This is a genomic window from Flexivirga endophytica (assembly GCF_014640635.1).
Lineage (GTDB): Bacteria > Actinomycetota > Actinomycetes > Actinomycetales > Dermatophilaceae > Flexivirga > Flexivirga endophytica.
Window position 1 is genome coordinate 363,431 of sequence record NZ_BMHI01000001.1, and the last position, 25,468, is coordinate 388,898.

At 68.2% G+C, this 25,468-nt stretch carries 25 protein-coding genes; 12 read left to right on the top strand and 13 right to left on the bottom strand.

Annotation, left to right across the window (positions count from 1 at the left end):
• Positions 1 to 19 precede the first annotated feature (19 nt).
• Positions 20 to 799: a class I SAM-dependent methyltransferase gene (locus tag IEX71_RS01715; protein ID WP_188835232.1), complete on the top strand. Its 780-nt coding sequence runs from the start codon at positions 20 to 22 to the stop codon at positions 797 to 799.
• On the opposite strand, the gene IEX71_RS01720 is transcribed toward IEX71_RS01715, so the two are convergent.
• From IEX71_RS01720 to IEX71_RS01730, 3 genes are read right to left on the bottom strand one after another with little or no spacing between them, the layout of a single operon-like run.
• On the bottom strand, positions 775 to 1,989 hold the full coding sequence (locus IEX71_RS01720) for a lanthionine synthetase LanC family protein (protein WP_188835233.1): 1,215 nt from the start codon (positions 1,987 to 1,989) through the stop codon (positions 775 to 777). The two genes, IEX71_RS01715 and IEX71_RS01720, sit on opposite strands and share 25 nt — an antisense overlap.
• Positions 1,986 to 2,648, bottom strand: coding sequence for a response regulator (locus IEX71_RS01725; RefSeq protein WP_188835234.1), 663 nt, complete (start codon positions 2,646 to 2,648; stop codon positions 1,986 to 1,988). The genes IEX71_RS01720 and IEX71_RS01725 overlap by 4 nt, the downstream gene beginning before the upstream one ends.
• Positions 2,645 to 3,811 carry a sensor histidine kinase gene (locus tag IEX71_RS01730; RefSeq protein WP_188835235.1) on the bottom strand — a complete coding sequence of 389 codons (1,167 nt, stop codon included), beginning with the start codon at positions 3,809 to 3,811 and terminating at the stop codon, positions 2,645 to 2,647. Before IEX71_RS01730 ends, IEX71_RS01725 begins: the two co-directional genes overlap by 4 nt.
• 144 nt (positions 3,812 to 3,955) lie before the next feature.
• Between IEX71_RS01730 and gdhA the strand changes: the two genes are divergently transcribed.
• The 3 genes from gdhA to IEX71_RS01745 all read left to right on the top strand — a co-directional run bounded on the left by gdhA (position 3,956) and on the right by IEX71_RS01745 (position 7,202).
• A complete protein-coding gene (gene gdhA / locus IEX71_RS01735) occupies positions 3,956 to 5,275 on the top strand; it encodes an NADP-specific glutamate dehydrogenase (protein WP_229749472.1) in 1,320 nt (439 codons plus the stop codon).
• A gap of 203 nt (positions 5,276 to 5,478) precedes the next feature.
• On the top strand, positions 5,479 to 6,369 hold the full coding sequence (locus IEX71_RS01740) for an ABC transporter ATP-binding protein (RefSeq protein WP_188835236.1): 891 nt from the start codon (positions 5,479 to 5,481) through the stop codon (positions 6,367 to 6,369).
• Positions 6,366 to 7,202 carry an ABC transporter permease gene (locus IEX71_RS01745; protein WP_188835237.1) on the top strand — a complete coding sequence of 279 codons (837 nt, stop codon included), beginning with the start codon at positions 6,366 to 6,368 and terminating at the stop codon, positions 7,200 to 7,202. Before IEX71_RS01740 ends, IEX71_RS01745 begins: the two co-directional genes overlap by 4 nt.
• 144 nt (positions 7,203 to 7,346) lie before the next feature.
• On the opposite strand, the gene IEX71_RS01750 is transcribed toward IEX71_RS01745, so the two are convergent.
• The gene (locus IEX71_RS01750; protein WP_229749375.1) at positions 7,347 to 8,693 is read right to left on the bottom strand and encodes an aminotransferase class I/II-fold pyridoxal phosphate-dependent enzyme; all 1,347 of its coding nucleotides are present in this window, start codon (positions 8,691 to 8,693) and stop codon (positions 7,347 to 7,349) included.
• A gap of 60 nt (positions 8,694 to 8,753) precedes the next feature.
• On the opposite strand from IEX71_RS01750, the gene IEX71_RS01755 reads away from it, so the two are divergent.
• The 3 genes from IEX71_RS01755 to IEX71_RS01765 all read left to right on the top strand — a co-directional run bounded on the left by IEX71_RS01755 (position 8,754) and on the right by IEX71_RS01765 (position 12,082).
• Positions 8,754 to 10,244 (top strand): CoA-acylating methylmalonate-semialdehyde dehydrogenase, encoded by a 1,491-nt coding sequence (locus IEX71_RS01755; RefSeq protein WP_188835238.1) that lies wholly within the window; start codon positions 8,754 to 8,756, stop codon positions 10,242 to 10,244.
• Between the two features lies 1 nt (position 10,245).
• A complete protein-coding gene (locus IEX71_RS01760; RefSeq protein WP_188835239.1) occupies positions 10,246 to 11,604 on the top strand; it encodes an aspartate aminotransferase family protein in 1,359 nt (452 codons plus the stop codon).
• Between the two features lie 91 nt (positions 11,605 to 11,695).
• On the top strand, positions 11,696 to 12,082 hold the full coding sequence (locus tag IEX71_RS01765; RefSeq protein ID WP_188835240.1) for a hypothetical protein: 387 nt from the start codon (positions 11,696 to 11,698) through the stop codon (positions 12,080 to 12,082).
• Positions 12,083 to 12,100: 18 nt separating this feature from the next.
• Here IEX71_RS01765 and IEX71_RS01770 read toward each other — a convergent pair whose 3' ends face one another.
• From IEX71_RS01770 to IEX71_RS01780, 3 genes are read right to left on the bottom strand one after another with little or no spacing between them, the layout of a single operon-like run.
• The gene (locus IEX71_RS01770) at positions 12,101 to 12,760 is read right to left on the bottom strand and encodes an HD domain-containing protein (protein WP_188835241.1); all 660 of its coding nucleotides are present in this window, start codon (positions 12,758 to 12,760) and stop codon (positions 12,101 to 12,103) included.
• 3 nt (positions 12,761 to 12,763) lie between these two features.
• Positions 12,764 to 13,780, bottom strand: coding sequence for a cytochrome c oxidase assembly protein (locus IEX71_RS01775; protein ID WP_188835242.1), 1,017 nt, complete (start codon positions 13,778 to 13,780; stop codon positions 12,764 to 12,766).
• 10 nt (positions 13,781 to 13,790) lie between these two features.
• On the bottom strand, positions 13,791 to 15,575 hold the full coding sequence (locus IEX71_RS01780; RefSeq protein WP_229749376.1) for an MFS transporter: 1,785 nt from the start codon (positions 15,573 to 15,575) through the stop codon (positions 13,791 to 13,793).
• Between the two features lie 171 nt (positions 15,576 to 15,746).
• On the opposite strand from IEX71_RS01780, the gene dapB reads away from it, so the two are divergent.
• Entirely contained in the window at positions 15,747 to 16,496 is a 750-nt protein-coding gene (dapB, locus tag IEX71_RS01785; RefSeq protein ID WP_188835244.1) for a 4-hydroxy-tetrahydrodipicolinate reductase, read from the top strand.
• A gap of 31 nt (positions 16,497 to 16,527) precedes the next feature.
• The gene (locus tag IEX71_RS01790; protein WP_188835245.1) at positions 16,528 to 17,262 is read left to right on the top strand and encodes a type 1 glutamine amidotransferase; all 735 of its coding nucleotides are present in this window, start codon (positions 16,528 to 16,530) and stop codon (positions 17,260 to 17,262) included.
• A gap of 17 nt (positions 17,263 to 17,279) precedes the next feature.
• Here the strand turns inward: IEX71_RS01790 and IEX71_RS01795 are convergent, their stop codons facing one another.
• From IEX71_RS01795 to IEX71_RS01810, 4 genes are read right to left on the bottom strand one after another with little or no spacing between them, the layout of a single operon-like run.
• Entirely contained in the window at positions 17,280 to 18,071 is a 792-nt protein-coding gene (locus tag IEX71_RS01795) for a tyrosine-protein phosphatase (RefSeq protein ID WP_229749377.1), read from the bottom strand.
• Positions 18,072 to 18,088: 17 nt separating this feature from the next.
• A complete protein-coding gene (locus IEX71_RS01800; protein WP_188835246.1) occupies positions 18,089 to 18,403 on the bottom strand; it encodes an AzlD domain-containing protein in 315 nt (104 codons plus the stop codon).
• Positions 18,404 to 19,135 carry an AzlC family ABC transporter permease gene (locus IEX71_RS01805; RefSeq protein ID WP_188835247.1) on the bottom strand — a complete coding sequence of 244 codons (732 nt, stop codon included), beginning with the start codon at positions 19,133 to 19,135 and terminating at the stop codon, positions 18,404 to 18,406.
• Positions 19,132 to 19,728 (bottom strand): GNAT family N-acetyltransferase, encoded by a 597-nt coding sequence (locus tag IEX71_RS01810; RefSeq protein ID WP_188835248.1) that lies wholly within the window; start codon positions 19,726 to 19,728, stop codon positions 19,132 to 19,134. Before IEX71_RS01810 ends, IEX71_RS01805 begins: the two co-directional genes overlap by 4 nt.
• 96 nt (positions 19,729 to 19,824) lie before the next feature.
• On the opposite strand from IEX71_RS01810, the gene IEX71_RS01815 reads away from it, so the two are divergent.
• On the top strand, positions 19,825 to 20,646 hold the full coding sequence (locus IEX71_RS01815; RefSeq protein WP_188835249.1) for an FAD-binding oxidoreductase: 822 nt from the start codon (positions 19,825 to 19,827) through the stop codon (positions 20,644 to 20,646).
• Here the strand turns inward: IEX71_RS01815 and IEX71_RS22360 are convergent.
• Together IEX71_RS22360 and IEX71_RS01830 are read right to left on the bottom strand one after the other, a co-directional pair.
• The gene (locus IEX71_RS22360; protein ID WP_229749378.1) at positions 20,643 to 21,593 is read right to left on the bottom strand and encodes a dihydrofolate reductase; all 951 of its coding nucleotides are present in this window, start codon (positions 21,591 to 21,593) and stop codon (positions 20,643 to 20,645) included. The two genes, IEX71_RS01815 and IEX71_RS22360, sit on opposite strands and share 4 nt — an antisense overlap.
• 118 nt (positions 21,594 to 21,711) lie before the next feature.
• Positions 21,712 to 22,524 carry a thymidylate synthase gene (locus IEX71_RS01830; RefSeq protein WP_188835250.1) on the bottom strand — a complete coding sequence of 271 codons (813 nt, stop codon included), beginning with the start codon at positions 22,522 to 22,524 and terminating at the stop codon, positions 21,712 to 21,714.
• Positions 22,525 to 22,840: 316 nt separating this feature from the next.
• Between IEX71_RS01830 and dapA the strand changes: the two genes are divergently transcribed.
• The gene (gene dapA, locus IEX71_RS01835; RefSeq protein ID WP_188835251.1) at positions 22,841 to 23,737 is read left to right on the top strand and encodes a 4-hydroxy-tetrahydrodipicolinate synthase; all 897 of its coding nucleotides are present in this window, start codon (positions 22,841 to 22,843) and stop codon (positions 23,735 to 23,737) included.
• Entirely contained in the window at positions 23,734 to 25,419 is a 1,686-nt protein-coding gene (locus tag IEX71_RS01840; RefSeq protein ID WP_188835252.1) for a ribonuclease J, read from the top strand. Before dapA ends, IEX71_RS01840 begins: the two co-directional genes overlap by 4 nt.
• Positions 25,420 to 25,468: the final 49 nt, after the last annotated feature.

Here is a 25,468-nt window from a genome sequence, read left to right on the forward strand (position 1 = left end):
CCGATGCCGAGGAGTTCGTATGCCGCAACCGTCCGCCCGCCGGGCCGACACCTTTCTGCTTCCAGGAGTGGCCGAGGCCTATCGCGCCCGGCCGCCATACCCCCAGGAAGTGATCGACCGGCTCGTCGACCTGGCCAGCTGCGGTCGGGTCCTCGACCTGGGCGCTGGTGAGGGGTCGATCGCGCGTCGGCTTGTCGGTCGGGTTTCCTCGGTCGTGGCGGTTGAACGGTCGGCTCCGATGATCGAGGTCGGCCGCGCGCTACCTGGTGGGTCGGCCGTGGCCTGGCATTGCGAGCCAGCCGAAACGTTCACCGCCACAGGTCCGTTCGACCTTGCGGTGGTGGGCGAGGCGATGCACTGGTTCGACCTGCCGGCCGTCATCGGCAGACTGCGCGACGTTCTCCACCCGAGCGCTCCGCTCGCGTTGGTCGATCGATCGACCCGGCACGGCCGGATGCCCGAGATCATCGAGGTGATCCAGCGCTTCTCCACTGCGGAGAACTACGACCCGGCATACGACGTCTCCGACGACCTGACGGCGCGGGGACTGTGGACGCCACGCGGCCAACTCACCCCGGCGCGAGAGTTCCGGCAGAGTCCGGAGAACTACCTGACCTCCCTGCGGTCGACGTCCAGCCTGGCCCGGGCCGTCATGGCGCTCGAGGACAACGTCGCCTTCGACGCGGAGGTGCTCGACGTCGTGCGTCCGATCACCGACGACAGGGGACTACTCACCCTCACGGTGACCGCCACGTTGACCTGGGGAGAGGTTTCTCATGATGCAGCTGAACGGCCTTGAGGAGCAAGAGGTTTCGCGGTCGCTTGGCCCGGCCACTGTATGGCGTAGTCGGTGCCGCCCCCGCGGCGTAACCGCACATACCGCAGCAGCTCACGCAGTATGCCGGCGTTGCCCATCGCCCAACCGGGCAGTGGCGCGAGGTCCGGTGGATCGGCGCGGTACTCGTAGTTGGACCATCGGGCGCCAGTGTCGTCGACGGTCGCCCGCGTGAGCAGGTCGGCAACGAGGGAGTCCGCGAAGCGGAAGTCGTCACCGCGTTCGACAATGCGATCACACGCTGTCGCGAGCACACCCGCTGTCCCACAGCAGTGTCCGTTGTTGTCCCAGAAGCCGCGTCGCAGCCGTGCTGGAAGGCCGGATCCGACGACGGTGGTCCAGCAGCGATCCTGCAGGTCGGTCCATCGGGACTCACCGGTCAGGTGTCCGAGCAGCCGGAAAAGCTGCGCGTCGCCGGCCGGGCCGTTGCACCAGCCGTAGCTGTAGCGCTCGATGATGTCCGGTCGGTGTGGCGGATCGGATTGTGGGACAAGGAGATCCGCGGTGCTTGCCGTGTTGCGCGAGACGACGTCCTCGGCGGCCAGCACGGCGAGTTCGACGAGATCCGGCCGTCCCGACGCGCTTCCGATCGACGCCAGCGCGAACGCGATGCCAAGAGTGCCGTGCGCCATGTGGTGCGAGCGCGGTGGTGTCGGCCGGACCGCCCAGTTGACGCCATGGGGGGTGCGGTCCGCACTGTTGACATAGGGGAGCACCGCCTGCACCGCAAGCTCGTAGTCTCCGGCCTGCAGCGCACCCAGGCCGATCCCGGCGTTGCCCATCAGCAGCTCGAACATCGTGTTCCAGCGCTCTCCGTCGAAGGACGCACGGATCCGCGCCAACGCACGACCGGCTGTGCCGATACGGCCGAGCCGATGTAGGCAGAACGCCATACCGGCGAGCCCGAAGTAGAGGGACGCATCGTCGACCGAGTCGACTGCGACGGCCAGCTCGTCGAGACCACGTTCCACCGCCGCGTCATACCGATCGTCGCCGAAGTGGGTGCGAGCTTCGTGCAAGGCGAGCACGACACCCGAAACCCCTTGGTACAGCGACAGATCCGCGTGGTCACCGGGCACTGCGGTGAGAAGCCAGTCAGCCGCGGAACGCGCGAGCCGCTCGACATCCTTCACCGCCGGCTGTATCGCGCTCACACCAGGTCCAACTCGAGCGCGCGCAGCACCGCCCGGGTGCGGTCACGCACGCCCAGCTTGGCCAGCACCGTTGACACGTGGTTCTTGACGGTGCCGGGCGCGAGGTGCATGGCGGAGGCGATCTCCTTGTTGGAGAAACCGCCGACCAGCATGCGCAGCACCTCGCGCTCCCGGGTCGTGAGTTCGATGTGCACCGGCAGATCGACCGGCGCAACGGCTGTGTCCGCCGACCCGAGCCGGTCCAGCAGTCGCTGGGTCACCGAGGACGCCACCATCGATCCCCCGGCGGCGACGATCTCGACTGCCGCGACGAGGTCGTCCAGCGACACGTCCTTGAGCAGATAGCCGCGCGCCCCGGCCCGCAGCGCCTGCAACACCTGCTCGTCGTCCTGGAACGTCGTCAGCACCAGACACGGCGGCGGATCCTCGCGAAGGCCCAACTCGCGCAGCACCGCGATGCCGTCCAGCACCGGCATCCGCAGGTCCAGCAATATGACGTCAGGGCGCTCGATATCCAGTGCGTCCAACGCTTTCCGGCCGTCCGCCGCCGAACCGATCACGTCGATCCGTTCGCTCAACCGGAGCAGCCCGACGATGCCGTCGCGGACGATGGTCTGGTCGTCCACCACGAGCACCCGGATGCGATCGGCTGTCGTCATACCTGCTCCTCGATCGCGCGTTCGCCGGACGCCGCATTGTCTCCCACCGGAGCCGACGCCTGCACGACGAATCCGCCACCGGGCACGCCGCGCCATACGACCGAACCGCCAAGTGCGGTGAAACGCTCTCGCATGCCACGCAATCCGTTGCCCTCCACCGTGGTGTCGGCGCCTCGACCGTTGTCACGGACCACGACGGACAAGGCGCCGTCGGCCCGCTCCAAGGCAACCCATGCCTGGGTGGCCGCCCCGTGTCTGGCGGCGTTGGTGAGTGACTCCTGCACCAGCCGCACACACGCATGGCGCAGCGCGTCGGGCACGTGGTCCAGAACGGCGTCGTCGCTGACCTCCACCTGCATGCCCGGCCAGTTGTCGGCCAACGCCCTCGGCGAGGCTGCCCCGCTCGACCCGCCGTCGCGCAGCTCGCTCACGACGCTGCGCACCTGGGCCAGCAACTCCTTGCCGGTGCGTTGTGCGTTGTCCAGATAGGGCTGCGCCTGTTCCGCGGGCAGGTGCCGGGCGGTCTCGAGGGTGAGCGTGAGACCGGCGAGTTGGTGACCGACGACGTCGTGCAACTCCCGTGCGATGCGCAGCCGCTCCTCGGCGGCGCTCTGCTCGCGCAGTCGCGCCTGGGCTTCGCGCAGCGCCCGGTTGGCGCGCTCGGCCTCCAGGTTGGCGCGTTGGACGACCGCGGTCTGTTCGACGCCGATCAGCACGAACGCGTCGACGATGAGGGTGAGCACGGCATACCAGGTGCAGGCAAGGAGCGAGGCCTGCCCGTTGACCAGCGCCATCAGGGCCGTGCTGGCCGGCAGCAGCACCGCGATCGTCGCGATCGAGACGCGCAGCGGCACGAAATTGGCCCAGACGGCGGTCGCGACGGCCAGCAGCATGAGGCTGAAGCCGTATGTCGAGCCGAGCGCCGCGCCGACGTATGCCGCCACGACGAACGCACCGACCAGCAGATAGGTGCGGGGCGTCCGCCCGAAGGCGATGGGTGAGCCGGCCACCAGGACGAAGATCACGACGACCAGCACGACGCACGTCCAGTAGACGACCCGGAACGGTGCGGCGAGCGCCGGCAGACCGCCCAGGAAGAGCGGCACCACCGCGAAGATCGCGATGGCGATCATGCCATTGACGAACTGCAGTCGCTGGATCATGCGCACAGCTCGACCTTAGGGTGCGCCGGACCGCTGCAACCGTGCCGATGGTCACGATGACGGCTGGTGGACACCACCAGCACATGTTCCTGGGAAGTTCTAGAGTGCGGTCCCGTGAGTTCCTTGCATCCTTCCTTCAAGCCGATGTTCGACGACGTGCTCGCCCGCAACGCTGGCGAGGCGGAGTTCCAGCAGGCCGTGCACGAGGTCATGGAGAGCCTCACGCCGCTCGCCGACAAGCACTCGCACTACACGCAGTGGTCGATCCTGCAGCGCATCTGCGAGCCGGAGCGGCAGATCATCTTCCGCGTGCCATGGGTCGACGACAGCGGCGAGGTGCGGGTCAACCGCGGCTTCCGCGTCGAGTTCAACTCGGCGCTCGGCCCCTACAAGGGCGGGCTGCGTTTCCACCCCAGCGTCAACCTGTCGATCGTGAAATTCCTCGGCTTCGAGCAGATCTTCAAGAACGCCCTGACCGGTATGCCGATCGGCGGCGGCAAAGGCGGCTCGGACTTCGACCCGAAGGGCTGCAGCGACGTCGAGGTCATGCGCTTCTGCCAGTCGTTCATGACCGAGCTCTACCGGCACGTGGGTGAATACACCGACGTGCCGGCCGGTGACATCGGCGTCGGTGGCCGCGAGATCGGCTACCTCTTCGGGCAGTACAAGCGCATCACCAACCGCTACGAGTCCGGTGTGCTCACCGGCAAGGGGCTGTCCTGGGGCGGTTCGCAGGTACGGACCGAGGCCACCGGTTACGGCACGGTCTTCTTCGCCCAGGAGATGCTCGCCGCGGAGGGCTCGTCGCTCGACGGCATGCGGGTCGTCGTCTCGGGCACCGGCAACGTCGCGCTCTACGCGGTCGAGAAGGTCCATCAGCTCGGCGGCAAGGTCGTCGCCGTCTCCGACTCCAGCGGGTATGTCGTCGACGAGCAGGGCGTCGACCTCGAGGTCCTGCAGGAGATCAAGGAGGTCCGCCGCGGGCGGGTCTCGGAGTATGTCGACAAGATGGGCGACCGGGCACGGTTCGTCTCCAACGGGTCGATCTGGGACGTTCCGTGCGACGTGGCACTGCCCTGCGCGACGCAGAACGAACTCGACGAAGCCGGTGCGAAATCGTTGGTGGCAAACGGTGTTCGACTCGTCGCCGAGGGCGCCAACATGCCGACGACCCCCGCGGGCACAGCGATCCTGCGGGATGCCGGTGTGCTCTTCGCGCCGGGCAAGGCCGCCAACGCCGGCGGTGTGGCGACAAGTGCCCTGGAGATGCAGCAGAACGCCAGCCGCGACTCCTGGAGCTTCGCCCAGACCGAGGAGCGGCTGCAGGAGATCATGCGCAGCATCCACGAGACATGCGTGACGCAGGCGGAGGCGGTCGGTCGCCCGGGCGATTACGTGACAGGCGCCAACCTCGCGGCATACATCAAGGTCGCGGACGCGATGGTCGCCCAAGGCGTCATCTGATCTCCTTCACGGCACCCCTTCGCCGAGAGGACATCCGTTTGTCGAGAGGACAGGCGATCTGGGCCGAATTCGGCCCAGATCGCCTGTCCCCTCGGTCATCGCCTGTCCTTTCGGCGTATGGGGTAACCGTGCCGAAGGTCATGGGTCACGGTCATGCCTGCTGACACTGCCGACGACGGGCGCACCACAGCACGCTCGGTGCTATGGAAGAAATCGCTCGATTCACCGACGTGACACGCACGTTCCGCGGCACGGTCGCTGTGGATTCCGTTGACCTGATCCTGCGACCCGGCGAGATCGTCGCGTTGCTCGGTCCGAACGGCGCCGGCAAGTCGACCTTGCTGGACATGCTGCTCGGCCTGCGCGATCCCTCCGCCGGCACGGTTCGTGCGTTCGGTATGCCGCCGACGGCGCGCCGCGCTCGAGCCCGGATGGGCGCGATGCTGCAGGACACTACTGGCCCGGTCGGCCTCACCGTCGCCGAGACCGTCCAGCTGACCCAGCACCTCTACCCACAGGCCACCCCGCTCGCTGAACTGCTCGCTCTGGTCGAGCTCAGCGACAAGGCCGGTCGGAGGGTGGGGGAGCTGTCCGGCGGTGAGCGACAACGACTTTCGCTGGCTCTCGCGCTGACCGGCTCACCGGATCTCCTCGTCCTCGACGAGCCGACGGCGGCTCTCGACGTGGCCGGGCGCCGCCGACTGTTGCGGACCATCCGCGACCTGGCAGCGCAGGATCGGGCGATCGTGCTGGCGACCCATGATCTGCGTGAGGCGCAGGAAGTGGCCGACCGAGTCGTGGTCCTGCACCACGGACGCAAGATCGCCGATGCGTCGACGCAGGAGATCGTTCGCCGCGTCGGTGTCAGCAGGATGCAGCTGACTACCGACGCCCCAGCCGCGTGGGTGGCGAACTTCCTTGGTGTCACGGAGGTTTCGTCCTCGTCGGACGGCCGGCTCGAGCTACTGACCGCTGATGCCGAAGGGTTGCTCGGTGCACTCTTCTCCGCAGGCCACCAGGTACGAGACCTCACCGTGGCGGACGCCGACCTCGAGTCGGCCTTCCTCACCCTCACTCAGGAGCCCGCAGCATGAGCATCTCCACGAAACCGGAGCCCACCATCGTCGAGCCCCGTATGCCGCTGGGCTTCTCCGCAGCCTTCGCGATCTTCCGCGCGGAGTGGCGCGGCGGCTGGCGCAGCGGTTGGTTCATCGCGCTCATCACGATGCCGATGGTGCTGTTCGTGCTCTTCGGCACGACCATCCGGGGTGACCTCGACGGCGGCGTCCCGGTCGCGGCGATGCTGATGGCGTCCTTCACCTGTTTCGGAGTGGTCAACCTGTCCATCTTCGCCGTCGGGGTCGCGGCGGCCGAGCAGCGCGGAATGGGTTGGATCCGCAGGCTGCGTGCATCGGCTATGCCGTTGTGGTCCTTCTTCGGGGGCAAGGTGTTGCTCGGATGCGCAGCTGCCACAGCGGTGTTGGTCGGCAACTCGATCATCGCGCGCATCGTCGGGGCCGGCGTGCCGATGACCCACCTGCTCAGGCTGTGGCTGGTCATCCTCCTCGGGACGTTGTGCCTCGCACCCTTCGGCTTCGCGCTCGCCTACTGGGTGCGACCGGGCGCCGCCGGGGTCATCGGCAACCTGGTCTTCCTGCCGTTGTCCTACACCTCCGGGTTCATGACACCGGTCGATGCGTTGCCCGGTCCGGTCGCCGCGCTCTCGACCTACCTGCCCACCTCGCACTGGGGCAATCTCGCCTGGGGCGCCATCGCGACGCCGGCACAGGCGGCCGACTTCGGTGTCCGCGATCCAGGGCGGCCGCTGCTCGACCTCGCCGTGGTTCTCGCGTGGGCGATGGCCGCGTCGCTGGTGGCCGCGGCGGGCTGGCGCCGGGATCGCAGCCGGGACCGGATCCGCGGCTGAGGCATGCCAGCGACATCCTGACGTGATGCTCGGGGTCCCCGCGAAGTATTCGGAGGAGCGGGCCCCGACGAAGTATCGGGGGAGCGAAGCGGAGGAGAACTTCGGTGGGTGCAGGTGCGCAGCGGGGGAGAAACTTCGTGGGGTTTAGCGGCCGATCGATCCGCCGACATGTGCCGCGACGGCCAGCGCGTTCGCGACGTGCTCGAGCTCGTCGGCCACCAGACCGGCCGTGACCCGGATGTGCGGAGCGGGTCGGGCCGGGTCGATCCCCAGTTGGAAGGGCGAGCCCGGCGCGGCGCCGATGCCACTGGCCGCCAGACTCTGCAGCGCCGAGACCTCGTTGAGGACCGGCACCCAGATGTTGATGCCGTCGTCGCCGCCGACGACCACGTCGTGTGACCGCAGTGCGTCGGCCAGCCGGCTGCGCCGTGAGGTGTATGCCGCCCGAGCAGCCCCGACCTCCTGCTGGCACGACGGGTCGGTGAGCAGTGCCAGCAGCAACCGCTGCAACAACCGGCTGGACCAGCCCTGACCCAGTTGCCGACGCTCCTCCAGCGCCCGGATCAGTCGCTCCGGACCGCCGACGGCGGCGAGCCGGAGGTCGGGGCCGTAGGCCTTGGAGAAGCTGCGGATGTGCAGCACGCGATCCGGCAGCAGGCTGCTCAGGCTGACCAGATCGGAGCCGGCGATGCCGTCCAACGAGTCGTCCTCGACGACCAGTACGGTCGTCGGGGCGATGACCGCGGCGAGCTCCTGAGCGCGCTGAGGGCCGAGCGACACCCCGGTCGGGTTCTGCCCGCGCGGCTGCAACACCACCAGTTCAGCTCCGCCGGCCAGTGCGGCCGCGAGGCTCTGCGGGACCAGCCCGTGCTCGTCGAGCGCCACTGGCACCGGATGCATGCCGCCGCTCTCCAGAAGGTCGAGGAACGGTGGAAATGCGGGGTTTTCGATGGCAACGCGGGTGCCGTAGCTGCCGAGCAGTTGCAGGATCGCGGCCATGGCATCGGTCGCACCGTCGACGATCGTCAGCCGTTCCGGCAAGCCCGGCCACGTGGTGCGTATGACGTCCGCCAGCTCCGGCACCACCGGGTCGTCCAGGTAACTGTGCGGCGAAGAACTGTCGCCGAGGGCGCGCAACGAATCGCCCCACGAGGGGAGCAGGTGCGGATCCGGGACACCGGTCGACAGGTCGAGGGCGAAGTCGACGGGACGGCCGATCGCCCGACGGTAGCGGCCGCTCGAGAGCGGGCCGGACGGTTCGGCGATGAACGAGCCGTGCCGTCCCTCGGTGCGGATCGTCCCGGCTCGCCGCAACGTCGCCCACGCCGAGCTGACGGTGGTCGGCGAGAGCTGCAGCCCCTCGGCGACCGAACGGATCGGTGGTAGCCGCATGCCCGGGTCCAGTGATCCGGCCGCGACGGCTCGCGCCACGGCGTCCGCCAACCCGCGAGCAGTCGGTTCGGACAGTCGTTGCGCCAGCTCGTTGATCACTTATGTGACATTACATAATCACTATTGTCTGGGCAATGTCTGGCACGTAATGTGCGACGCATGGCACACGTACAGCACTGGATCGAGGGCGGCCTCACGGCCGGGGCCTCGACCAAGACCGCACCCGTCTTCAACCCCGCCACGGGAGAGCAGACCGCTGAGCTGGCGCTCGCGACTCCCGCCGATGTCGATGCGGCCGTCGCTTCGGCGCGCGCAGCGGCCGACTCCTGGAGTCACACCTCTCTCGCCGCTCGGACCAAGGTGCTCTTCGCCTTCCGCGAACTGCTCGCCGCCCACACCGACGAGTTGGCGGCCCTCGTCACCTCCGAGCACGGCAAGGTTCTCTCCGACGCCGCCGGTGAGGTTGCCCGCGGCCTGGAAAACGTCGAATACGCCTGTGGTGTAGCGAATTTGATGAAGGGCGAATTCTCGGAGCAGGCGTCCACCGGCGTCGACGTCTACTCGATCCGCCAGCCGGTCGGCGTCATCGCCGGCATCACCCCCTTCAACTTCCCGCTGATGGTGCCGTTGTGGATGTGCTCCAACGCCATCGCCTGCGGCAACGCCTTCATCCTCAAGCCGAGCGAGAAGGACCCGTCGGTCTCGCTCCTGCTCGCCGACCTGTGGCGTCAGGCCGGCTTGCCGGACGGTGTCTTCACCGTGCTGCAGGGTGACAAGGTCGCGGTCGACGGTCTGCTGCAGCACCCCCAGGTCGATGCGATCAGCTTCGTCGGCTCGACGCCGATCGCGCAGTACATCTACGAGACCGGCACCAAGGCCGGCAAGCGCGTCCAGGCGCTTGGCGGCGCCAAGAACCACATGATGGTCCTGCCCGACGCGGACCTGGATGTCGCTGCGGATGCAGCGGTTTCAGCGGCATACGGCGCTGCGGGCGAGCGCTGTATGGCGATCTCGGTCATCGTCGCCGTCGGCGCCGTCGCCGATCCGTTGATCGACGCGATCAAGGAGCGGCTCCCCTCCCTGCAGATCGGTCCGGGTGACAAGGAGGGCTCAGAGATGGGCCCGCTGATCACCGCGGCACACCGCGACAAGGTGATCGACTACATCGACCGCGGTGAGAAGGAGGGCGCGAAGGTCGTCGTTGACGGCCGGACCGGCCGTAGCGAGGATGGCTTCTTCCTCGGTTGCACACTGCTGGACGACGTGAGTCCGGAGAACGTCGCCTACACGGACGAGATCTTCGGCCCGGTGCTGGCGATCGTGCGGGTGGACACCTTCGACCAAGGCCTCGACCTGATCAACAGTCACAAATTCGCAAATGGCACAGCCATTTTCACCCGTGACGGCGGTGCGGTGCGCAGCTTCCAGCGCGATGTGCAGGTCGGCATGATCGGGGTCAACGTGCCGATCCCGGTGCCGGTCGGTTACTACTCCTTCGGCGGGTGGAAGGCCTCGCTCTTCGGCGACACCCACATGTACGGCCCGGAAGGGATCAACTTCTGCACCCGTCGCAAGGTCGTCACCAGCCGCTGGCCCGACCCGGGCAGCTCTAAGATCGACCTCGGCTTCCCGACCAACTCGGACCACTGAGATGGCTGGCGACCTCGACACAGCAGCGGCCGATCAGGTCCGCGCGGACGACCGCGCGCATGTCTTCCACTCCTGGAGCGCGCAGGCTCACGTCGATGCGATCCCGATCGCCGGCGGATCCGGTTCGTACTTCTGGGATTATGAGGGCAAACGCTATCTGGACTTCTCCTCGCAGCTGGTCAACCTGAATATCGGGCACGGGCATCCCAAGGTCGTGCAGGCGATCCAGGAGCAGGCGGCCCGACTGGCCACGATCGCCCCCGCGCTGGGCAGCGACGTCCGCGGCGAGGCCGCGCGGATGATCGCCGAGCGCGCGCCCGGTGACCTCGATCGGGTGTTCTTCACCAACGGCGGCGCCGACGCCAACGAGCACGCCATCCGGATGGCGCGCCTGCAGACCGGTCGGCCGACCGTGCTGTCGGCATACCGCAGTTACCACGGCGCGACCGGCGGCGCGATCGCGCTCACCGGCGACCCGCGTCGTTGGGCGAACGAGTCCACCGGACAGTCGGTGGCGCATTTCTTCGGTCCTTACGCCTATCGCTCGGCGTTCCACAGCGACTCCGAGGAGCAGGAGTCCGAGCGTGCCTTGCAGCACCTGCGCGACGTCGTGCAGTTGCAGGGGCCGGACACGATCGCCGCCATCATCCAGGAGTCGGTGGTCGGCACCAACGGCATCCTCGTCCCGCCGCCGGGCTACCTGCAGGGCGTGCGTGAATTGTGTGATGAATACGGCATATTGCTCATCGCCGACGAGGTGATGGCGGGCTTCGGTCGATGTGGTGAGTGGTTCGCCATACAGCACTGGGACGTCGTGCCGGACCTGATCACCTTCGCCAAGGGCGTCAACTCCGGTTACGTCCCGCTCGGTGGGGTGATCCTCGGTCCGCGCACCTACGAGCGGTTCGCCGACCGGCCCTACCCGGGCGGGCTCACTTACTCCGGTCACCCACTCGGTTGTGCGGCCGCGGTCGCCTCGATGAAGGCGTTCGAGGACGAAGGCATCCTGGACAACGTCCGCAAGCTCGGCGAGACCGTCGTCGAGCCGCGATTGCAGCAGCTCAAGGACAAGCACGCGAGTGTCGGTGAGGTGCGTGGCCTCGGCATGTTCTGGGCGATCGAGCTGGTGAAGGACAGGCAGACCCGTGAGCCGCTCGTGCCGTTCAATGCCTCCGGCGAGGCAGCAGCGCCGATGGGTGCGTTCGCGGCCGCGTGCAAGAAGGAAGGCCTGTGGCCGTTCACGCACATGAATCGGACGCACGTCGTTCCGCCCTGCACGATCAGCGAGGACGAGTTGACCGCCGGTTTGGACATCATCGACGCCGCACTGGACGTGGCGGATCAGCACACCGCCGGCTGATCTGACGTTTCGCCGATGCCGAGCGGAGCCATACCTCCCGCTCGGCATCGACGTAGGTGTGCCCGGGACACCCGTCGACTCGGGACCGGTGTTGGCGGGTGAGATCTACGGCACGAAGAAGGCGGCATTCAACAAGTCGAGAGTCAAAGAACAGCCGACAAAGAGTTCCAAAGTGCTTCGGGCATATGGAAACCCGGTCAAGAGCTCGGATGGCACCGGCCCGTGGCTGCTTGCGGTCAACAAGGGCACGGCGACGAAGCAGGCGAAGGACCCACAAGCGACCGCATCGGTCTTCGTGAAGAGTGCGCAGGGCTGGTGTCTGGACGCGAGCATCGGTGCCATCGACTCCGAAAGGCTCCCCGCTGAGAGCAAGAGTGCGCCTGCCCTGGCGAAAGCACAACGTCAGTCTGCAGCCAACGCGGTCCCACTCGTTGTCGATGCGCTCACCACCGGCTCGGTGTCGGCGGCGGCTACCTGATCCCGCCCAAGCACTGAATCACCGCGCCAACCGGTCGATCTCGCGCCGGATGTTCGCGCGCGCCGCTGCGGTCCACGCGTCGCGCGCGAACGCTGTGCGGTAGACCTCGGCGCGGTCGACGAACACGGTGAGGATATCGCTGCGCCCGGTCGCGTATGCGGCATCGGGCACGTGCGCGTACTCGGCGCGCACCTGCGCGCAGTATTCGTCGAACCGCCCCGCCGGCGCGGCGAGGATCGCCAGGTCGGCATCGGTGAAGGCGTCGGCCAGCGGTCCCGGCACATCGGTACCGTGCTCGATGGTCAACAGGATCAGCTCGACGACAGTCCGTATGGCGTTGCCGTCAACGCCAAACGATGCCAACAGGTCTCGCGCCAACTGCGCACTCTCGCGTTCGCTGTCCCCGGGCGGAGCCTGCACGTCATACACCGCGTCGTGCAGCCAGGCAGCGACGTGGGCGACACGACGGTCTCGCTCGGCGACGCCGGCCGTGGCACCGAGCCGGTCCACCGCGGACAGCATCTCGCGCAGGTGCTGCGCGGTGTGGTAGCTCCGGTGCGGTTCACTCCATCTGGCCAGCAGGGCGCTGCCCTCGCGGCGCACCTGCTCACGGTCCGCGGTCGGCGCGAGGGCGGCCACGTCGGCGATCCAGGTGTCGAGCAGTTCAGCGTCCGGCATACCTCAATCGTCGCGGTTGCCGAAGCGGTCCGCCAGCCGGGGATCGGTGAGCCACCACGGCTTCTCGGTGGCGGCACCGTCCGGAGGTCCGCTGTCGGGCGCTGCGGGAGCCGACTCCTGGCCGGCACCGGCGCCGGTCGCTCGCAATGCCTCCGCCCGGTCCAACTCGGCATCGGTGGCTCGTGCCTCGGCCGCGTCACTGCGCAACCACTCGATGAAGACGGCCGCGATCATCGGTATGCCGATCGACTCCGCGACGGCCAGCAACGCACCACCGGCATACTTCTGGTCCATCGTGTGACTCAACCCGCCGCGCAACGCGTCAGCCGCGTGGGAGAAGCCCGGAAAGTGGGGCAGCAGAAGGGAGTTCGCGGTCATGACGAGGACGCCCGGGACGGCGTCGGCGACGCCGTCGAGGAACGCCAGGAAGGCACGGACCGGGGGAGTGGCCCACGCCGGCAGCAGATCGTCGCCGAGGGTGGGCAGCACGTAGAGGAGCCCGACGATGAGCAGCTGCAGGATCAGCAGGGTGCCGATCAGTTGGGAGCGGACGGCGTGGGCGCCATACGGAGTGAAGAAGACCGCGAGGATGCCGACGAGGTCGAGCAGGAAGCTGACCACCGGGAACGTGAGCACCCGGACGACCCGGGTTCGGATCGCGCGATGGACGACGGTGTCGGTTCCGCGCGCGGCGGTGAGCAGGCGTAGCGGATCGCCGAGCGCGAGACCCATCGGCGTGACCGTGCCGAGCACTGCGACCTGGGCGGCGAACATCCACAGGAACGTCTGCCGATAGACCCCGACGACGCCGCAGGTCACGTAGACGAGCGTCCCCACGCCCATCACGAGGTATGCCGCCACCCGCCACCACGGCCAGCGCACGCCCCGCTGTCGAGCCGCGACCAGCAACCATAGGTAGCCGCCGAGCAACAGCAGCGCGATCAGGACACCGACGATGTCGAAGCGCCACGCCATCAACCAGCGTGAGACGCCGAAGGGTTCAGGGGCGAGACCGGTCACCTGAGAAGTATCACCGGGTAACCGCAACGTCAGCTGAAGATCCGGAGTCTTCTGATGCCTGCTCGGCGAGGTCGTCGTGGATGTACTTGCTGCCACGCATCACGCTGGCGACCGCTGCGACGACCATCATGGCTGCGGCGGCGGTGAACACCACCACCAGGCCGTCGTGGAACGGCCCCGACAGCAGGTGCGGGAAGAACTCCTTGCCGGTCAGCGTCGAGGCGTTGGAGGCCGGGATCTTGTCCAACGTGCCGGTCGGACCGAGCAGGCTCTCGATCGGGTTGTAACCGAGGAACGCGGCGAACATGGAGCCCACCGGCGGCAGGCCGGCGACCTGGCCGGCGACACCGGTCGGCACCTGCTGGGAGATCAGGCCGGACCGCATCGCGTCGGGCAGGTTCTGCGCGAGTCCGGCGATCATCAGTGAGAAGAAGATGCCGATCGACAGCGACGTGCCGGAGTTGAAGAACGTGGCGCGCATACCTGAGGCGGCGCCGCGCTCGTTCGCGGGCACGGAGTTCATGATGGCTGTCGTGTTCGGCGCGGAGAACATCCCCGAACCGACGCCATTGACGAAGAGCAGCACGGCGAAGATCCAGTAGTCGAAATTGACTGGTATCAGCAGGAACCCGACGAATGTCGCGGCCGTGATCAGCAGTCCGCCGCTGGCGAAGGCGCGGGCGCCGAAGCGGTCGGACAGGAAGCCACAGACCGGGCCGGCGATCAGGAAACCGATCGTCAGCGGCACCAGGAAGATGCCCGCCCACAGCGGCGTCGACTCGTAGCGGTAACCGTGCAGGGGGAGCCAGATGCCCTGCAGCCAGATGATCAGCATGAACTGCATGCCGCCGCGGCCGATGGACGCCAGCAGTCCGGCGAAGTTGCCCGCGCTGAACGCCTTGATCCGGAAGAGGCGCATCGCGAACATCGGCTCGGCGACCTTGGTCTCGATGATGCAGAACGCGATCAGCACGACCGTGCCGCCGATGAGACCGGCGAGGACCCATGGGGAGGTCCAGCCCATGGTGTGCCCGCCATACGGCTGGATGCCGTAGGTGATCGCCACGAGGATCGCGGTCACCCCGACGGCGAAGGAGATGTTGCCCGGCAGGTCGAGGCGGCCGCCGCGTTTGGTGCCGAGCTCGTGCAACGACTTGTATGCCCAGACCGTGCCCAGTAGCCCGATCGGCACGCTCACCCAGAAGATCGCCCGCCAGTGCCACTCGGACAGCACGCCGCCGATGATCAGCCCCAGGAACGAGCCGGCGATCGCCGAGACCTGGTTGATGCCGAGCGCCATACCGCGCTGGGTGGCAGGGAAGGCGTCGGTCAGGATCGCGGTCGAGTTGGCCATCAGCATCGCGCCGCCCACTCCTTGCACGATGCGCCAGATGATGATCCACATCGCACCGGTCCCGCCGTCGGCCGGATCGAGCGACAGCAGGATCGAGGCGACGGTGAAGACCACGAAACCGAGGTTGTAGATCTTGACCCGGCCGAACATGTCACCCAGCCGTCCGAGCGTGACGACGAGCACCGCCGACACCACGAGGTAGCCCATCAGGGTCCAGAGCAGGTAGCTGATGTTCCCGGCGCCGAGGGGATCCAGGTCGATCCCGCGGAAGATCGCGGGCAACGAGATGATCACGATCGAGGAGTTGATCGTCGCCATCAGCACGCCGAGCGTCGTGTTGGACAGCGCGACCCACTTGTAGCGGGGATGGTCGGCCTCGAACCGGCGGCGTGGGCCGCGGGTGCGCTGCGTGCCCTGGTCAGGGGTGGAAGCTTCGGTCACGTCGGATACGGGCTTTCGGGTGGATTTCGATGCGGTCGGTTCATCCCTCGGCCCGAAGTCATTAGCCGAGGTAACTAACAACATAGCAGCGGTATGCAAGATGGTCACCGTCGCTGATCGCTGCATGGACAGGTCCGGACGGACGCTCGAGGAGGCGTCTACCCTGGCCGCGTGACCACATCGCTTGCCGTCGCCGTCATCGGAGCTGCCGGTCGTATGGGCGCCACCACGTGCGCCGCGATCGAGGATGCGCCCGACCTCACCCTCGTCGGGCGGTATGACGCCGGCGACGACCTCGGGGACCTGGGGGGAGCGCAGGTGGCGGTGGACTTCACCGTGCCGGACTCCTCGCCGGCCAACGTCGCACACTGCGTCGAGCGGGGCGTGCACGCCGTGGTCGGCACCACGGGCTGGACCGCTGAACGGCTCGAGACGCTCAAAGACACTCTGGCCGCACATGATTCGGTCGGTGTGCTCATCGCGCCCAACTTCGCGATCGGCGCCCTGCTGATGATGTCGTTCGCCCGGCAGGCAGCGCGTTTCTACGAGTCGGTCGAGATCGTGGAGACCCACCACCCCGGCAAGGTCGATGCACCCTCAGGCACCGCGGCGCGCACCGCCGAGATCATCGCCGCCGCACGGGCAGCGGCCGGTCTCGGTCCCGTCCCGGATGCCACGACCAGCGACCCGGACGGAGCACGAGGCGCCGAGGTCGGTGGCATCCGCGTGCATGCACAGCGGCTGCCCGGACGCGTCGCGCACCAGGAGGTGTCGTTCGGCGCAACAGGTGAGGCGCTGACGATCCGGCACGATTCCTTCGACCGCGTCAGCTTCATGCCCGGCGTGTTGGCGGGCGTGCGCGCCATACCCGAACACCCAGGCCTGACCATCGGACTCGAGCACTTCCTGGGCCTGGACTGAATCCTCCCGCACACTGTGCTTGGCTGGTCGTATGACGACCTCGAGCGAGTCCGTGACCCTGACCGTCATCCGCAACGATCCCGACAGCGGGCCGGGCCGGATCCTCGACTGGGCCGCGAGCGAGGGCGTCGAGATCGACCTGATCAAGGCCGACGAGGGCGACCAGATCCCTTCTGCCGTAGACCAATTGGATGCCGTGGTGATGCTTGGCGGCGGCTTCCTGCCGGACGTCGACGAGGAGAAGCCGTGGTTGCCTGCCGAGCGGGCGCTCGTGCGCGACTGCATCGACCGTCAGGTGCCGGTGCTCGGCATCTGCCTGGGCGCCCAGCTCCTCGCCCACGTCGGCGGAGGACGTGTCGAAGGCGACTTCGGTATGCCGGAGAAGGGCGTCACCGAACTCGTGCCGCAGCCGGACGCGGCGGACGACGAGCTCTTCCGGGAGTTCTCCGCACCGACGTTCGGCATCGAGAGCCACCGCGACCAGATCACCGCATTGCCCGACGGCGCGCGGCTGCTGATGTCGAGCGAGCGGTGCCGCAATCAGGCGTTCCGGCTCGGGGACCGGGCCTGGGCGACCCAGTGGCATCCCGAGTCCAGCGCCGAGCGCGTCGGCACGTGGAACGACGACAAACTGCGTGACCTCGGCTTCGACGCGGCGGACGTGAAGCGGACCGCGCAACAGCACGGTGACGAACTGGAGAGCACGTGGCGCGCGTTCTTCGGCCGGTTCCTGGACGTCGTCAGGACTCCTCGCGCGCCTCGGTGACGCGCAGCGGGCAGGATTCAGTCGACGAGTTTGGCGCGAAGTCCCTTGATCCGGCTCTCCGACCAGCCGACGGATCGCAGCCAGCCGGCCACCGAACCGTAGTCGGCGTCGATCGCCTCGAGCACCCGGGCGATCGTCTCCGGGCGGGAGTGGTGCGCGGTCATGGGGACACCGCGCAGGTTGTCGGAATAGCCGGGCAGTTGCTCCAGTCGCCGGACGATCCGCTCGGTGCGCTCGGTGCTGGCGGCGTAGTCGGCGATGATCGCCTCGCGCGGCACGCCGGCCACCGACAACGCCATCGCGACGACCGTGCCGGTCCGGTCCTTGCCCGCCGCGCAGTGCACCACGGTCGCGCCCTCGCTGGTCGCGATGACGTCCAGTGCGGCGGCCACCGAGTCCGGACGCCGGTCGAGATAGCCGAGGTAGTGGCTGGCCCGGGGGTTCTCGTTGCGCTCGGGCTCCTCGGCGTTGTGCCAGGGCAGCACCAGCACGTCGCGCGCGTCGATGTCCTTGTCGTCGGGGAAGAGCGAGTGGTGGTGATGCGTAACGGTGTCGATCTCCCGGAGCGGGCCGGGCCCGGTGATGCGCAACTCGACGTCGCTGCGCAGGTCGACGATGTCGGTGACGCCGTGCTCGTGCACGAGAGCCTGTATGTCGGCCTCGGTGAGATCCTGCAGATTGTCCGAACGCACCAACCTGCACGGCTGCACCTCGTGGCCGTCCGCTGCCGGCAGGCCGCCGAGATCGCGCATGTTCGCGACTCCGTCGAGGTCGATCCAGGCGGGCTGCGTCTCCGAGTGGTTCGTCACGCCTCCACCGTAGAACGTCAGCCGATGCCGGCTGCTCGCAGCAGTGCCGCAGTGGCAGCGGCGGCCACGACGACGACCAGGAACGGGGCCCGCAGCAGGAGGCAGCCGATGGCGACGGCGAGCCCGGCCGCCCGTGCGTCCAGGATGAGCGAGCCGTGGTCCGCGGTGAACGTCTGCACCGCGATGAGAGCCGCCAGCAGCGCGACGGGCAGGTAGTGCATCACCCGGTCGGTCAGCGGATGGTCCAGCACGGACTGCGGCACGACATACCCGGCGAACTTGGTGGCGAAGGAGAGCGCGCTGGCCAGCAGCACCGTGGTCCAGAGACTCATCTAGATTTCCTCGGCGGTGGTGACGTTGCGGTCCGGCAGGAAACCCGCGACGACGGCCGCGAGGGCGGCCACCAGCACGGGTATGCCGGAGGCCGTGTGCGGCGCGACGGCCAGTGCGATGAGTCCGGCGGCGACCGCGACGAGTTGGGAGCGACGGGTCTGCAACCGGGACCACACCAGCGCACAGAAAGCCGCGGGGGCCGCGGCGTCCAGACCGAACCGCGCCGGGTCGCCCATGGCATTGCCGAGCGCGGCGCCGACCGCGGACATCAGGCCCCACAGGACGAAGACCGACAGTCCGGTCCACCAGAACCCCACCCGTGACAGCGCGCGATCGGGCTGCGTGATCGACACGGCGGTGGACTCGTCGATCGTCAAGTGGGCCGCGGCTGCGCGTCGCCAGCCGGTCACCTGCAGCAGCTTGCTGACCTGCAGTCCGTAGAAGCCGTTGCGCAGGCCGAGCAGCGTCGACGTGCCGATCGCACTGGCCCCGGATCCGCCCGCACCGAGCACACCGACGAGTGCGAACTGCGAGCCGCCGCTGAACAGCAGCAGCGACAGCGCGACCGCCTGCCAGAAGCTGAGCCCGGCAGCGACCGCGAGCGCGCCATAACTGATGCCGTAGGCGCCAGTAGCGATGCCGACCCAGATCCCTTTACGGGCAACGGCTTTCGACTGCTGGCCGGGGGTCGGCGGTATGTCGTCGGCCTGGCGAGCGGCCTCATCTGTCATGGAGCCGTGGCGGCGTCCGGGTCGGTCAGCGACGCTGCCAGCCGCACCTCGCGTGCGGTGCGTCCGTCGGCTGCGACGACGCGGTCACGCCAGGCGCCATCGGGTTGCAGTCCGGCTGCCGCGACGAAAGTTCGAGTCTGCTCGTCGTCGGCGAGCACCCACATCGTCACGGCCGCGAAGTCACCGGCACGGAGGGTGTCGACGGCGGCATTGAGCAGCCGCGAGCCGTTGCCCGCGCCACGCCGATCCGGGCTGACCCCGAAGGTGAAGATCTCGCCGGTGCGGGTCGTCGGCTCTGACGGCTCGGACGCCTCGGCGGGCTCCTCGGCACTCTCGCAGGGACCGATGGCCGCGAAACCGACGACGGTGTCGCCCTCGGTCGCCACGAGCAGCCGGTGCAACGGCGTCGGCGGATTGCGCAGCGACTGCCGCCAGGCGGGCTCGAACGCCGCCGGTTTGAAGGCGTCGCGGACCTCGCTGTCGACCAGCGGTCCGTAGGTGGCACGCCATACAGCCGCCTGGACGTGCGCCACGGCGGGGACGTCGTTCGGTCGGGCGGTGCGCACCCCGGCATCGCTGGTGGGGGAGTTCATCCGGTCAGCTTTTCATCCTCGCCGGACCGGGCCGCGGCGGCCCTACGGTGGGTGCCTGACCGGCATACCCGTTCGATCTGAGAGGCTTCCCTCGTTGTGAGTCTGTTGAAGTCCTCCGGAGAGCGGCATCGCCGCCCGCAGTTCCATCCGCTGACCGTCGCCGGCATCCAGCGGCTGACCGAGCGTGCCGTCGCGATCACCTTCGACATCCCGGAGGAACTGCGCGACACCTTCCGCTTCGAGCCGGGCCAGCACCTGACGTTGCGTGCCGAGATCGACGGGGTGGACGTGCGCCGCTCCTACTCCATCTGTATGTCGCGCGCCCAAGCCGCAGCGAGCGGCCAACTGCGGATCGCCTCGAACGAGGTCGACGGCGGCGCGATGTCGGTCTGGCTCAACCGCGTGGTGCAGCCCGGCGACCGGATCGAGGTGCTGGCACCGCTGGGCGACTTCACCTGCCCGACCGTGGACACCGAGCGCGAGCTGGTCGCGATCGCCGCCGGCTCCGGCATCACACCGGTCATCTCGCTGGTGCGCACCGTGCTCGAGGAGGAGCCGGGCTCCCAGGTCACGCTCATCTTCGGCAACCGCACCGCGGAGACCACGATGTTCCGCAAGGAACTGGAGTGGCTCGCCGACAACTGCTCGGCGCGCTTCGACCTGATCGAGGTGTTCTCCCGTGCCACCTCGGCGACGGATCCGCTGCTCAACGGCAGGATCGACGGCGCGAAGGTGCGGCAGATCCTGCGGCGCTCCGGGGTCGCGGTGTCCGAGGTGGACGAGTGGTTCCTGTGCGGCCCGATCGGCATGGTGCATGACGTGCGCGCGGCCGTGGTCGCGGACGGCGCCGACCCGGCGACGGTGCACCACGAGGAGTTCTTCCAGGAGTCGATGCCCGTCCAGGCGCCCGGCAGCTAGTCGAAAATCGTTGTAGCGGAGTCGTTTTCGAAAAACGCCCGCACCAGCGGCCGGTGCGCCGGAATGATCGGCAACCGGGCGGCCTCGACCTTGGTGAACCACGCGGACTCGGTGACCTCGTCGGACGTGCCCGCAGTGCCGTCGATGACGTGGGCCCGGAAGCACACTCCGAAGATCGCCCGCCGGCGCCCGTCGGGGTAGACGATCACGACGTCCGGATTGCTGTATGCCGACAGGACCGAGTCGACGGCGACCTGCAGGCCGGTCTCCTCACGCGCCTCGCGGACGGCGGCCTCGGACCACGTCTCACCGACCTCCGCGCCGCCGCCGGGCAGGCACCACAGCCCGTTGTCCTCGCGGCGGGTCAGCAACAGCCGCTCGCCGTCGCCGATGGCGCAGCTGGCGCCGGCCTTGATCTCGGTCGCGCCTGCCTCGGCGGACCCGGCGATGCGCGGACCGACCTCGACCTGCGCACGCGGCTTGCGCCGCTCGTAGGTCAGCACCGTCCAGCCGTCGTGCGGCTCGCGTGCCGCCTCCCGCCAGGTGGGGGAGTCGGTGAGCGGCCAGCCCGGGAAGTAGGTGTCACCCTCGGGCTCCAGCGGGATCTCCGACAGCACCATCCGGTCGGCGTATGGCGCGAAGAGCGCCCACACCTGAGCGCCACCGGTGACGAAGAAGTCCTGATCACCGACCAGGAAGAGCGTCTCGTCGACCGAGCGCGCGACCTCCACGCCGTCGGCGGACCAGTCCGGGTCGCGGGTCAGCACGATGTGCCGACGCCCGGGCAGCAGGCCGTGCGACTCGAAGGTGCGGCGGCCCATCACCATCGGGTGGCCCATGGTCGCCGCCTTGAAACCCTTCTGCTCGCCCGGAACCCGCCACGGCATCTTCCCGTCCCGACCGACGACGCCGTTGCGCGCGACGGCGGCGATGAAAGAAATCGTCATGCGCGGTCCCCGCGAAGTATTCGGAGGAGCGGCCGGGTCCCCACGAAGTATCCGGAGGAGCGGAGCGGGGGAGGAACTTCGCGGGGTGCCGGAGCGGGAGAGAAACTTCGTGGGGTGCTCATACGGCGATCGGCGCCTTGATGGAGGGAGCTGCCACGTAGTCCTCGAGCCTGATGTCCGGCAGGTCGAAGGCGTCGAGGTCGCGGATCTGCGGGTTGAGCCGCAGCGTCGGCAGCGGTCCCGGCTCCCGGGTCAGCTGCAGCCGCGCCTGGTCGAGGTGATTGAGATAGAGATGCGCGTCGCCCATGGTGTGCACGAACTCACCGGGCACCAGATCGGTCACCTGCGCGACCATCGCGGTCAGCAGCGCGTAGGACGCGATGTTGAACGGCACACCGAGGAAGATGTCGGCCGACCGCTGGTAGAGCTGGCAGGACAGCGACCGGCGCCCGTCCGCGGTCTCGGCGCCGACGTAGAACTGGAACATCGTGTGGCAGGGCGGCAACGCCATGTCGTCGACGTCCGCGACGTTCCAGGCGGAGACGATGTGGCGCCGGGAATCGGGATTGGTGCGCAGACCATCGACGAGCCGGGTGATCTGGTCGATGGACCCGCCGTCCGGCGTGGGCCACGACCGCCACTGGTGGCCGTAGACCGGACCGAGGTCGCCGTTGTCGTCGGCCCACTCGTCCCAGATGGAGATCTTGCGGTCGTGCAGCCACTGCACGTTGGTGTCGCCGCGCAGGAACCACAGCAACTCACCGATTATCGAGCGCAGGTGCAGCTTCTTGGTGGTCAGCGCCGGGAAGCCGGCGGTCAGGTCGAAGCGCATCTGGTGCCCGAAGACCGACAACGTGCCGGTGCCCGTGCGGTCGTCCTTGCGAGTGCCTTCGGCGATGACCCGGTCGAGGAGGTCGAGGTACTGCTTCACACCGTCAGACGCTATCAGCGGGCTCCGACGGCGAGCGCCGAACGGCCCCGTGATGACGCGGCTGTGGCCGCCTGTCACGACCTGCAGGAGTTACCACGTGGACGGTCGTTACAGAATGTGATCCAGATCACATTGGACGGTTGTAACACTTTCCCGGGAAGCACGATGTAACCGTTGATCGCGTCGTCACCCGGACCCCCGAGCGGGTGACGACGCGATTACTCATTTCCGGGCCGGATGCCGCCGGTACGCCGCGAGTGATCGCCACACGGAAGGCCCCCGCACGCGACCCCTGCACGCCGCTAGCCTTGACGACATGACGCACCCCTCCGGCAACCCCTTCGGCACGATGATCACGGCGATGGTCACGCCGATGCATGACGACGGCTCGCTCGACCTGGACGGTGCCCAGAAGCTCGCGACGCACCTCGTTGACCAGGGGAACGACGGCATCCTCGTCAACGGCACGACCGGTGAGTCCGCGACCACGACCGACCAGGAGAACAACGACCTGGTGCGCGCGGTCGCCGAAGCGGTGGGGGACCGCGCGGTCGTGATGGCGGGCGTCGGCACCAACGACACCGCGCACTCCGTCGCAGCGGCGCGCAACATGGCCGCCGCCGGCGCGCAGGCCGCGCTCATCGTCACCCCCTACTACAACAAGCCGCCGCAGGCCGGAGTGCTCGAGCACTACCGCACCGTCGCCGCAGCCACGGACCTGCCGGCGATGGCCTACGACATACCCGGACGCACCGCCACCGCGCTGGCCCCCGACACCATCCGCGCGCTGGCCGAGGTGCCCAACATCAAGGCGCTCAAGGACGCCAAGGGCGACCTGGCGATGAGCGCACCACTGATCCTCGAGACCGGACTGCTCTGGTATTCCGGCGACGACGCCCTCAACCTGCCCTGGCTGGCCCTCGGTGCGACCGGCATGGTCAGCACCGTGGGCAACGTGGCCAGCGCCAAGCTCGTCGCGCTGCTGAAGGCCGTGACCGCCGCCGACCTGCCGGCTGCCCGGGCGATCAACCACGAGCTGGCGCCGCTGGTCGCCGCCGTCATGAACGTCACCCAGGGCACCATCCAGGCCAAGGCCGCACTGCGCCTCATGGGCGTGATCGACTCCGACTTCTGCCGGCTCCCATTGGTGCCGGCACCCGAAGAGCACCGCGCGATCCTGCGCGATGCACTGACGACGCAAGGACTGATGTGAGCCATCCCCATCCCGAACTCGAAGAGCCCCCGGCACTGCCCAAGGGCGGTGTGCGGGTAGTCCCGCTGGGCGGGCTCGGCGAGGTCGGCCGCAACATGACGGTCGTGGAGTATGACGGGAGACTGCTCGTCGTCGACTGCGGCGTGCTCTTCCCCGAGGACCACCCGGGCGTCGACCTGATCCTGCCCGACTTCGACTACATCGCCGATCGCCTCGACGACATCGAGGCGATCGTGCTGACGCACGGCCACGAGGACCACATCGGCGCCGTGCCCTACCTGCTGCGCCTGAAGCCGGACATCCCACTGGTCGGATCCACCCTGACGCTTGCGCTGATCGAGGCCAAACTCAAGGAACACCGGATCAAGCCCTACACCCTGGCGGTGAAGGAGGGCGGCAACGAGAAGCTCGGGGCGTTCGACTGTGACTTCATCGCTGTCAACCACTCCATCCCGGACGCGCTCGCGGTCTTCGTCAAGACCGGTGGCGGCAACCTGCTGATCACCGGCGACTTCAAGATGGACCAGCTGCCGCTGGACGGCCGGATCACCGACCTGCGTGCCTTCGCCAAGGCGGGGGAGGAGGGCGTCGACCTCTTCCTCACCGACTCCACCAACGCCGAGGTCCCTGGTTTCACCACACCGGAGCGCAACATCGCACCGGCGATCGAGCGGGTCTTCCAGCAGGCCGAGCGCCGGATCATCGTGGCCTGCTTCTCCTCGCACGTGCACCGCGTGCAGCAGGTGCTGGACGCCGCCGCAGCGCACGGCCGCAAGGTCGCGTTCGTCGGCCGCTCGATGCTGCGCAACATGGGCATAGCAGCCGAGCTGGGCTACCTGCACGTGCCCGACCGGGTCCTCGTCGATCTGAAGAAGATCGACAAGTTCGCAGACAACCAGATCGTGCTGGTGTCGACCGGCTCGCAGGGTGAGCCGATGGCTGCGCTGTCCCGTATGGCGGCCGGCGATCACAACACCATCGAGATCGGTCCGGGCGACACGGTGCTGATGGCGTCGTCCCTCATCCCGGGCAACGAGAACGCCGTCTATCGGGTCATCAACGGCCTGATGCGGCGCGGCGCGAGCGTCATACACAAGGGGAACGCGCTGGTGCACGTCTCCGGGCACGCCAGCGCCGGCGAGTTGCTCTACTGCTACAACATCGTGCGGCCGCGCAACGTCATGCCGATCCACGGCGAATGGCGTCACCTGGTCGCCAACGGCGATCTCGCGGTGGCGACCGGCGTGCCCGCCGAGCGGGTGCTGCTCGCCGAGGACGGCGTCGTGGTCGACCTGGTCGACGGACGCGCCCGCATCGTCGGTGCAGTGCCGTGCGGCTATGTGTATGTCGACGGGTCCCTCGTCGGCACCACCGACGAGACGATGCTCAAGGACCGCCGGATCCTGCGCGACGAGGGCTTCGTGACGATCATCGTGGTCCGCGACGCCGACACCGGCAAGATTGTCAGTGGCCCGGAGATCCAGACCCGTGGCTTCGCCGAGGACGACGAGGTCTTCGACAAGGTGCGCCCCAAGCTGGAGGCGGCGCTCGAGGAGGCCCGCGAGAAGGGCATCAGCGACACCTACCAGCTGCAACAGGTGATCCGGCGTGCCGTCGGTGGCTTCGTCGGCGGCAAGTTGCGTCGCCGGCCGATGATCATCCCCATCGTCATCGACGCGTAAGGACGGCGAACACCTCGCTACTGTCGTCACTTTCTCGCTCGAATCGGCC

Excerpts from the sequence above, each read along its gene's own strand:
- IEX71_RS01730 (WP_188835235.1), bottom strand. The coding sequence starts at position 3,811 with ATGATCCAGCGACTGCAGTTCGTCAATGGCATGATCGCCATCGCGATC.
- IEX71_RS01770 (WP_188835241.1), bottom strand. The coding sequence starts at position 12,760 with ATGCCGGACGCTGAACTGCTCGACACCTGGATCGCCGACGTGGCCGCC.
- IEX71_RS01740 (WP_188835236.1), top strand. The coding sequence starts at position 5,479 with ATGGAAGAAATCGCTCGATTCACCGACGTGACACGCACGTTCCGCGGC.
- IEX71_RS01745 (WP_188835237.1), top strand. The coding sequence starts at position 6,366 with ATGAGCATCTCCACGAAACCGGAGCCCACCATCGTCGAGCCCCGTATG.
- dapA (WP_188835251.1), top strand. The coding sequence starts at position 22,841 with ATGACGCACCCCTCCGGCAACCCCTTCGGCACGATGATCACGGCGATG.
- IEX71_RS22360 (WP_229749378.1), bottom strand. The coding sequence starts at position 21,593 with ATGACGATTTCTTTCATCGCCGCCGTCGCGCGCAACGGCGTCGTCGGT.
- IEX71_RS01790 (WP_188835245.1), top strand. The coding sequence starts at position 16,528 with ATGACGACCTCGAGCGAGTCCGTGACCCTGACCGTCATCCGCAACGAT.
- IEX71_RS01810 (WP_188835248.1), bottom strand. The coding sequence starts at position 19,728 with ATGAACTCCCCCACCAGCGATGCCGGGGTGCGCACCGCCCGACCGAAC.
- gdhA (WP_229749472.1), top strand. The coding sequence starts at position 3,956 with ATGTTCGACGACGTGCTCGCCCGCAACGCTGGCGAGGCGGAGTTCCAG.
- IEX71_RS01760 (WP_188835239.1), top strand. The coding sequence starts at position 10,246 with ATGGCTGGCGACCTCGACACAGCAGCGGCCGATCAGGTCCGCGCGGAC.
- IEX71_RS01755 (WP_188835238.1), top strand. The coding sequence starts at position 8,754 with ATGGCACACGTACAGCACTGGATCGAGGGCGGCCTCACGGCCGGGGCC.
- IEX71_RS01800 (WP_188835246.1), bottom strand. The coding sequence starts at position 18,403 with ATGAGTCTCTGGACCACGGTGCTGCTGGCCAGCGCGCTCTCCTTCGCC.
- IEX71_RS01725 (WP_188835234.1), bottom strand. The coding sequence starts at position 2,648 with ATGACGACAGCCGATCGCATCCGGGTGCTCGTGGTGGACGACCAGACC.
- IEX71_RS01805 (WP_188835247.1), bottom strand. The coding sequence starts at position 19,135 with ATGACAGATGAGGCCGCTCGCCAGGCCGACGACATACCGCCGACCCCC.
- IEX71_RS01715 (WP_188835232.1), top strand. The coding sequence starts at position 20 with ATGCCGCAACCGTCCGCCCGCCGGGCCGACACCTTTCTGCTTCCAGGA.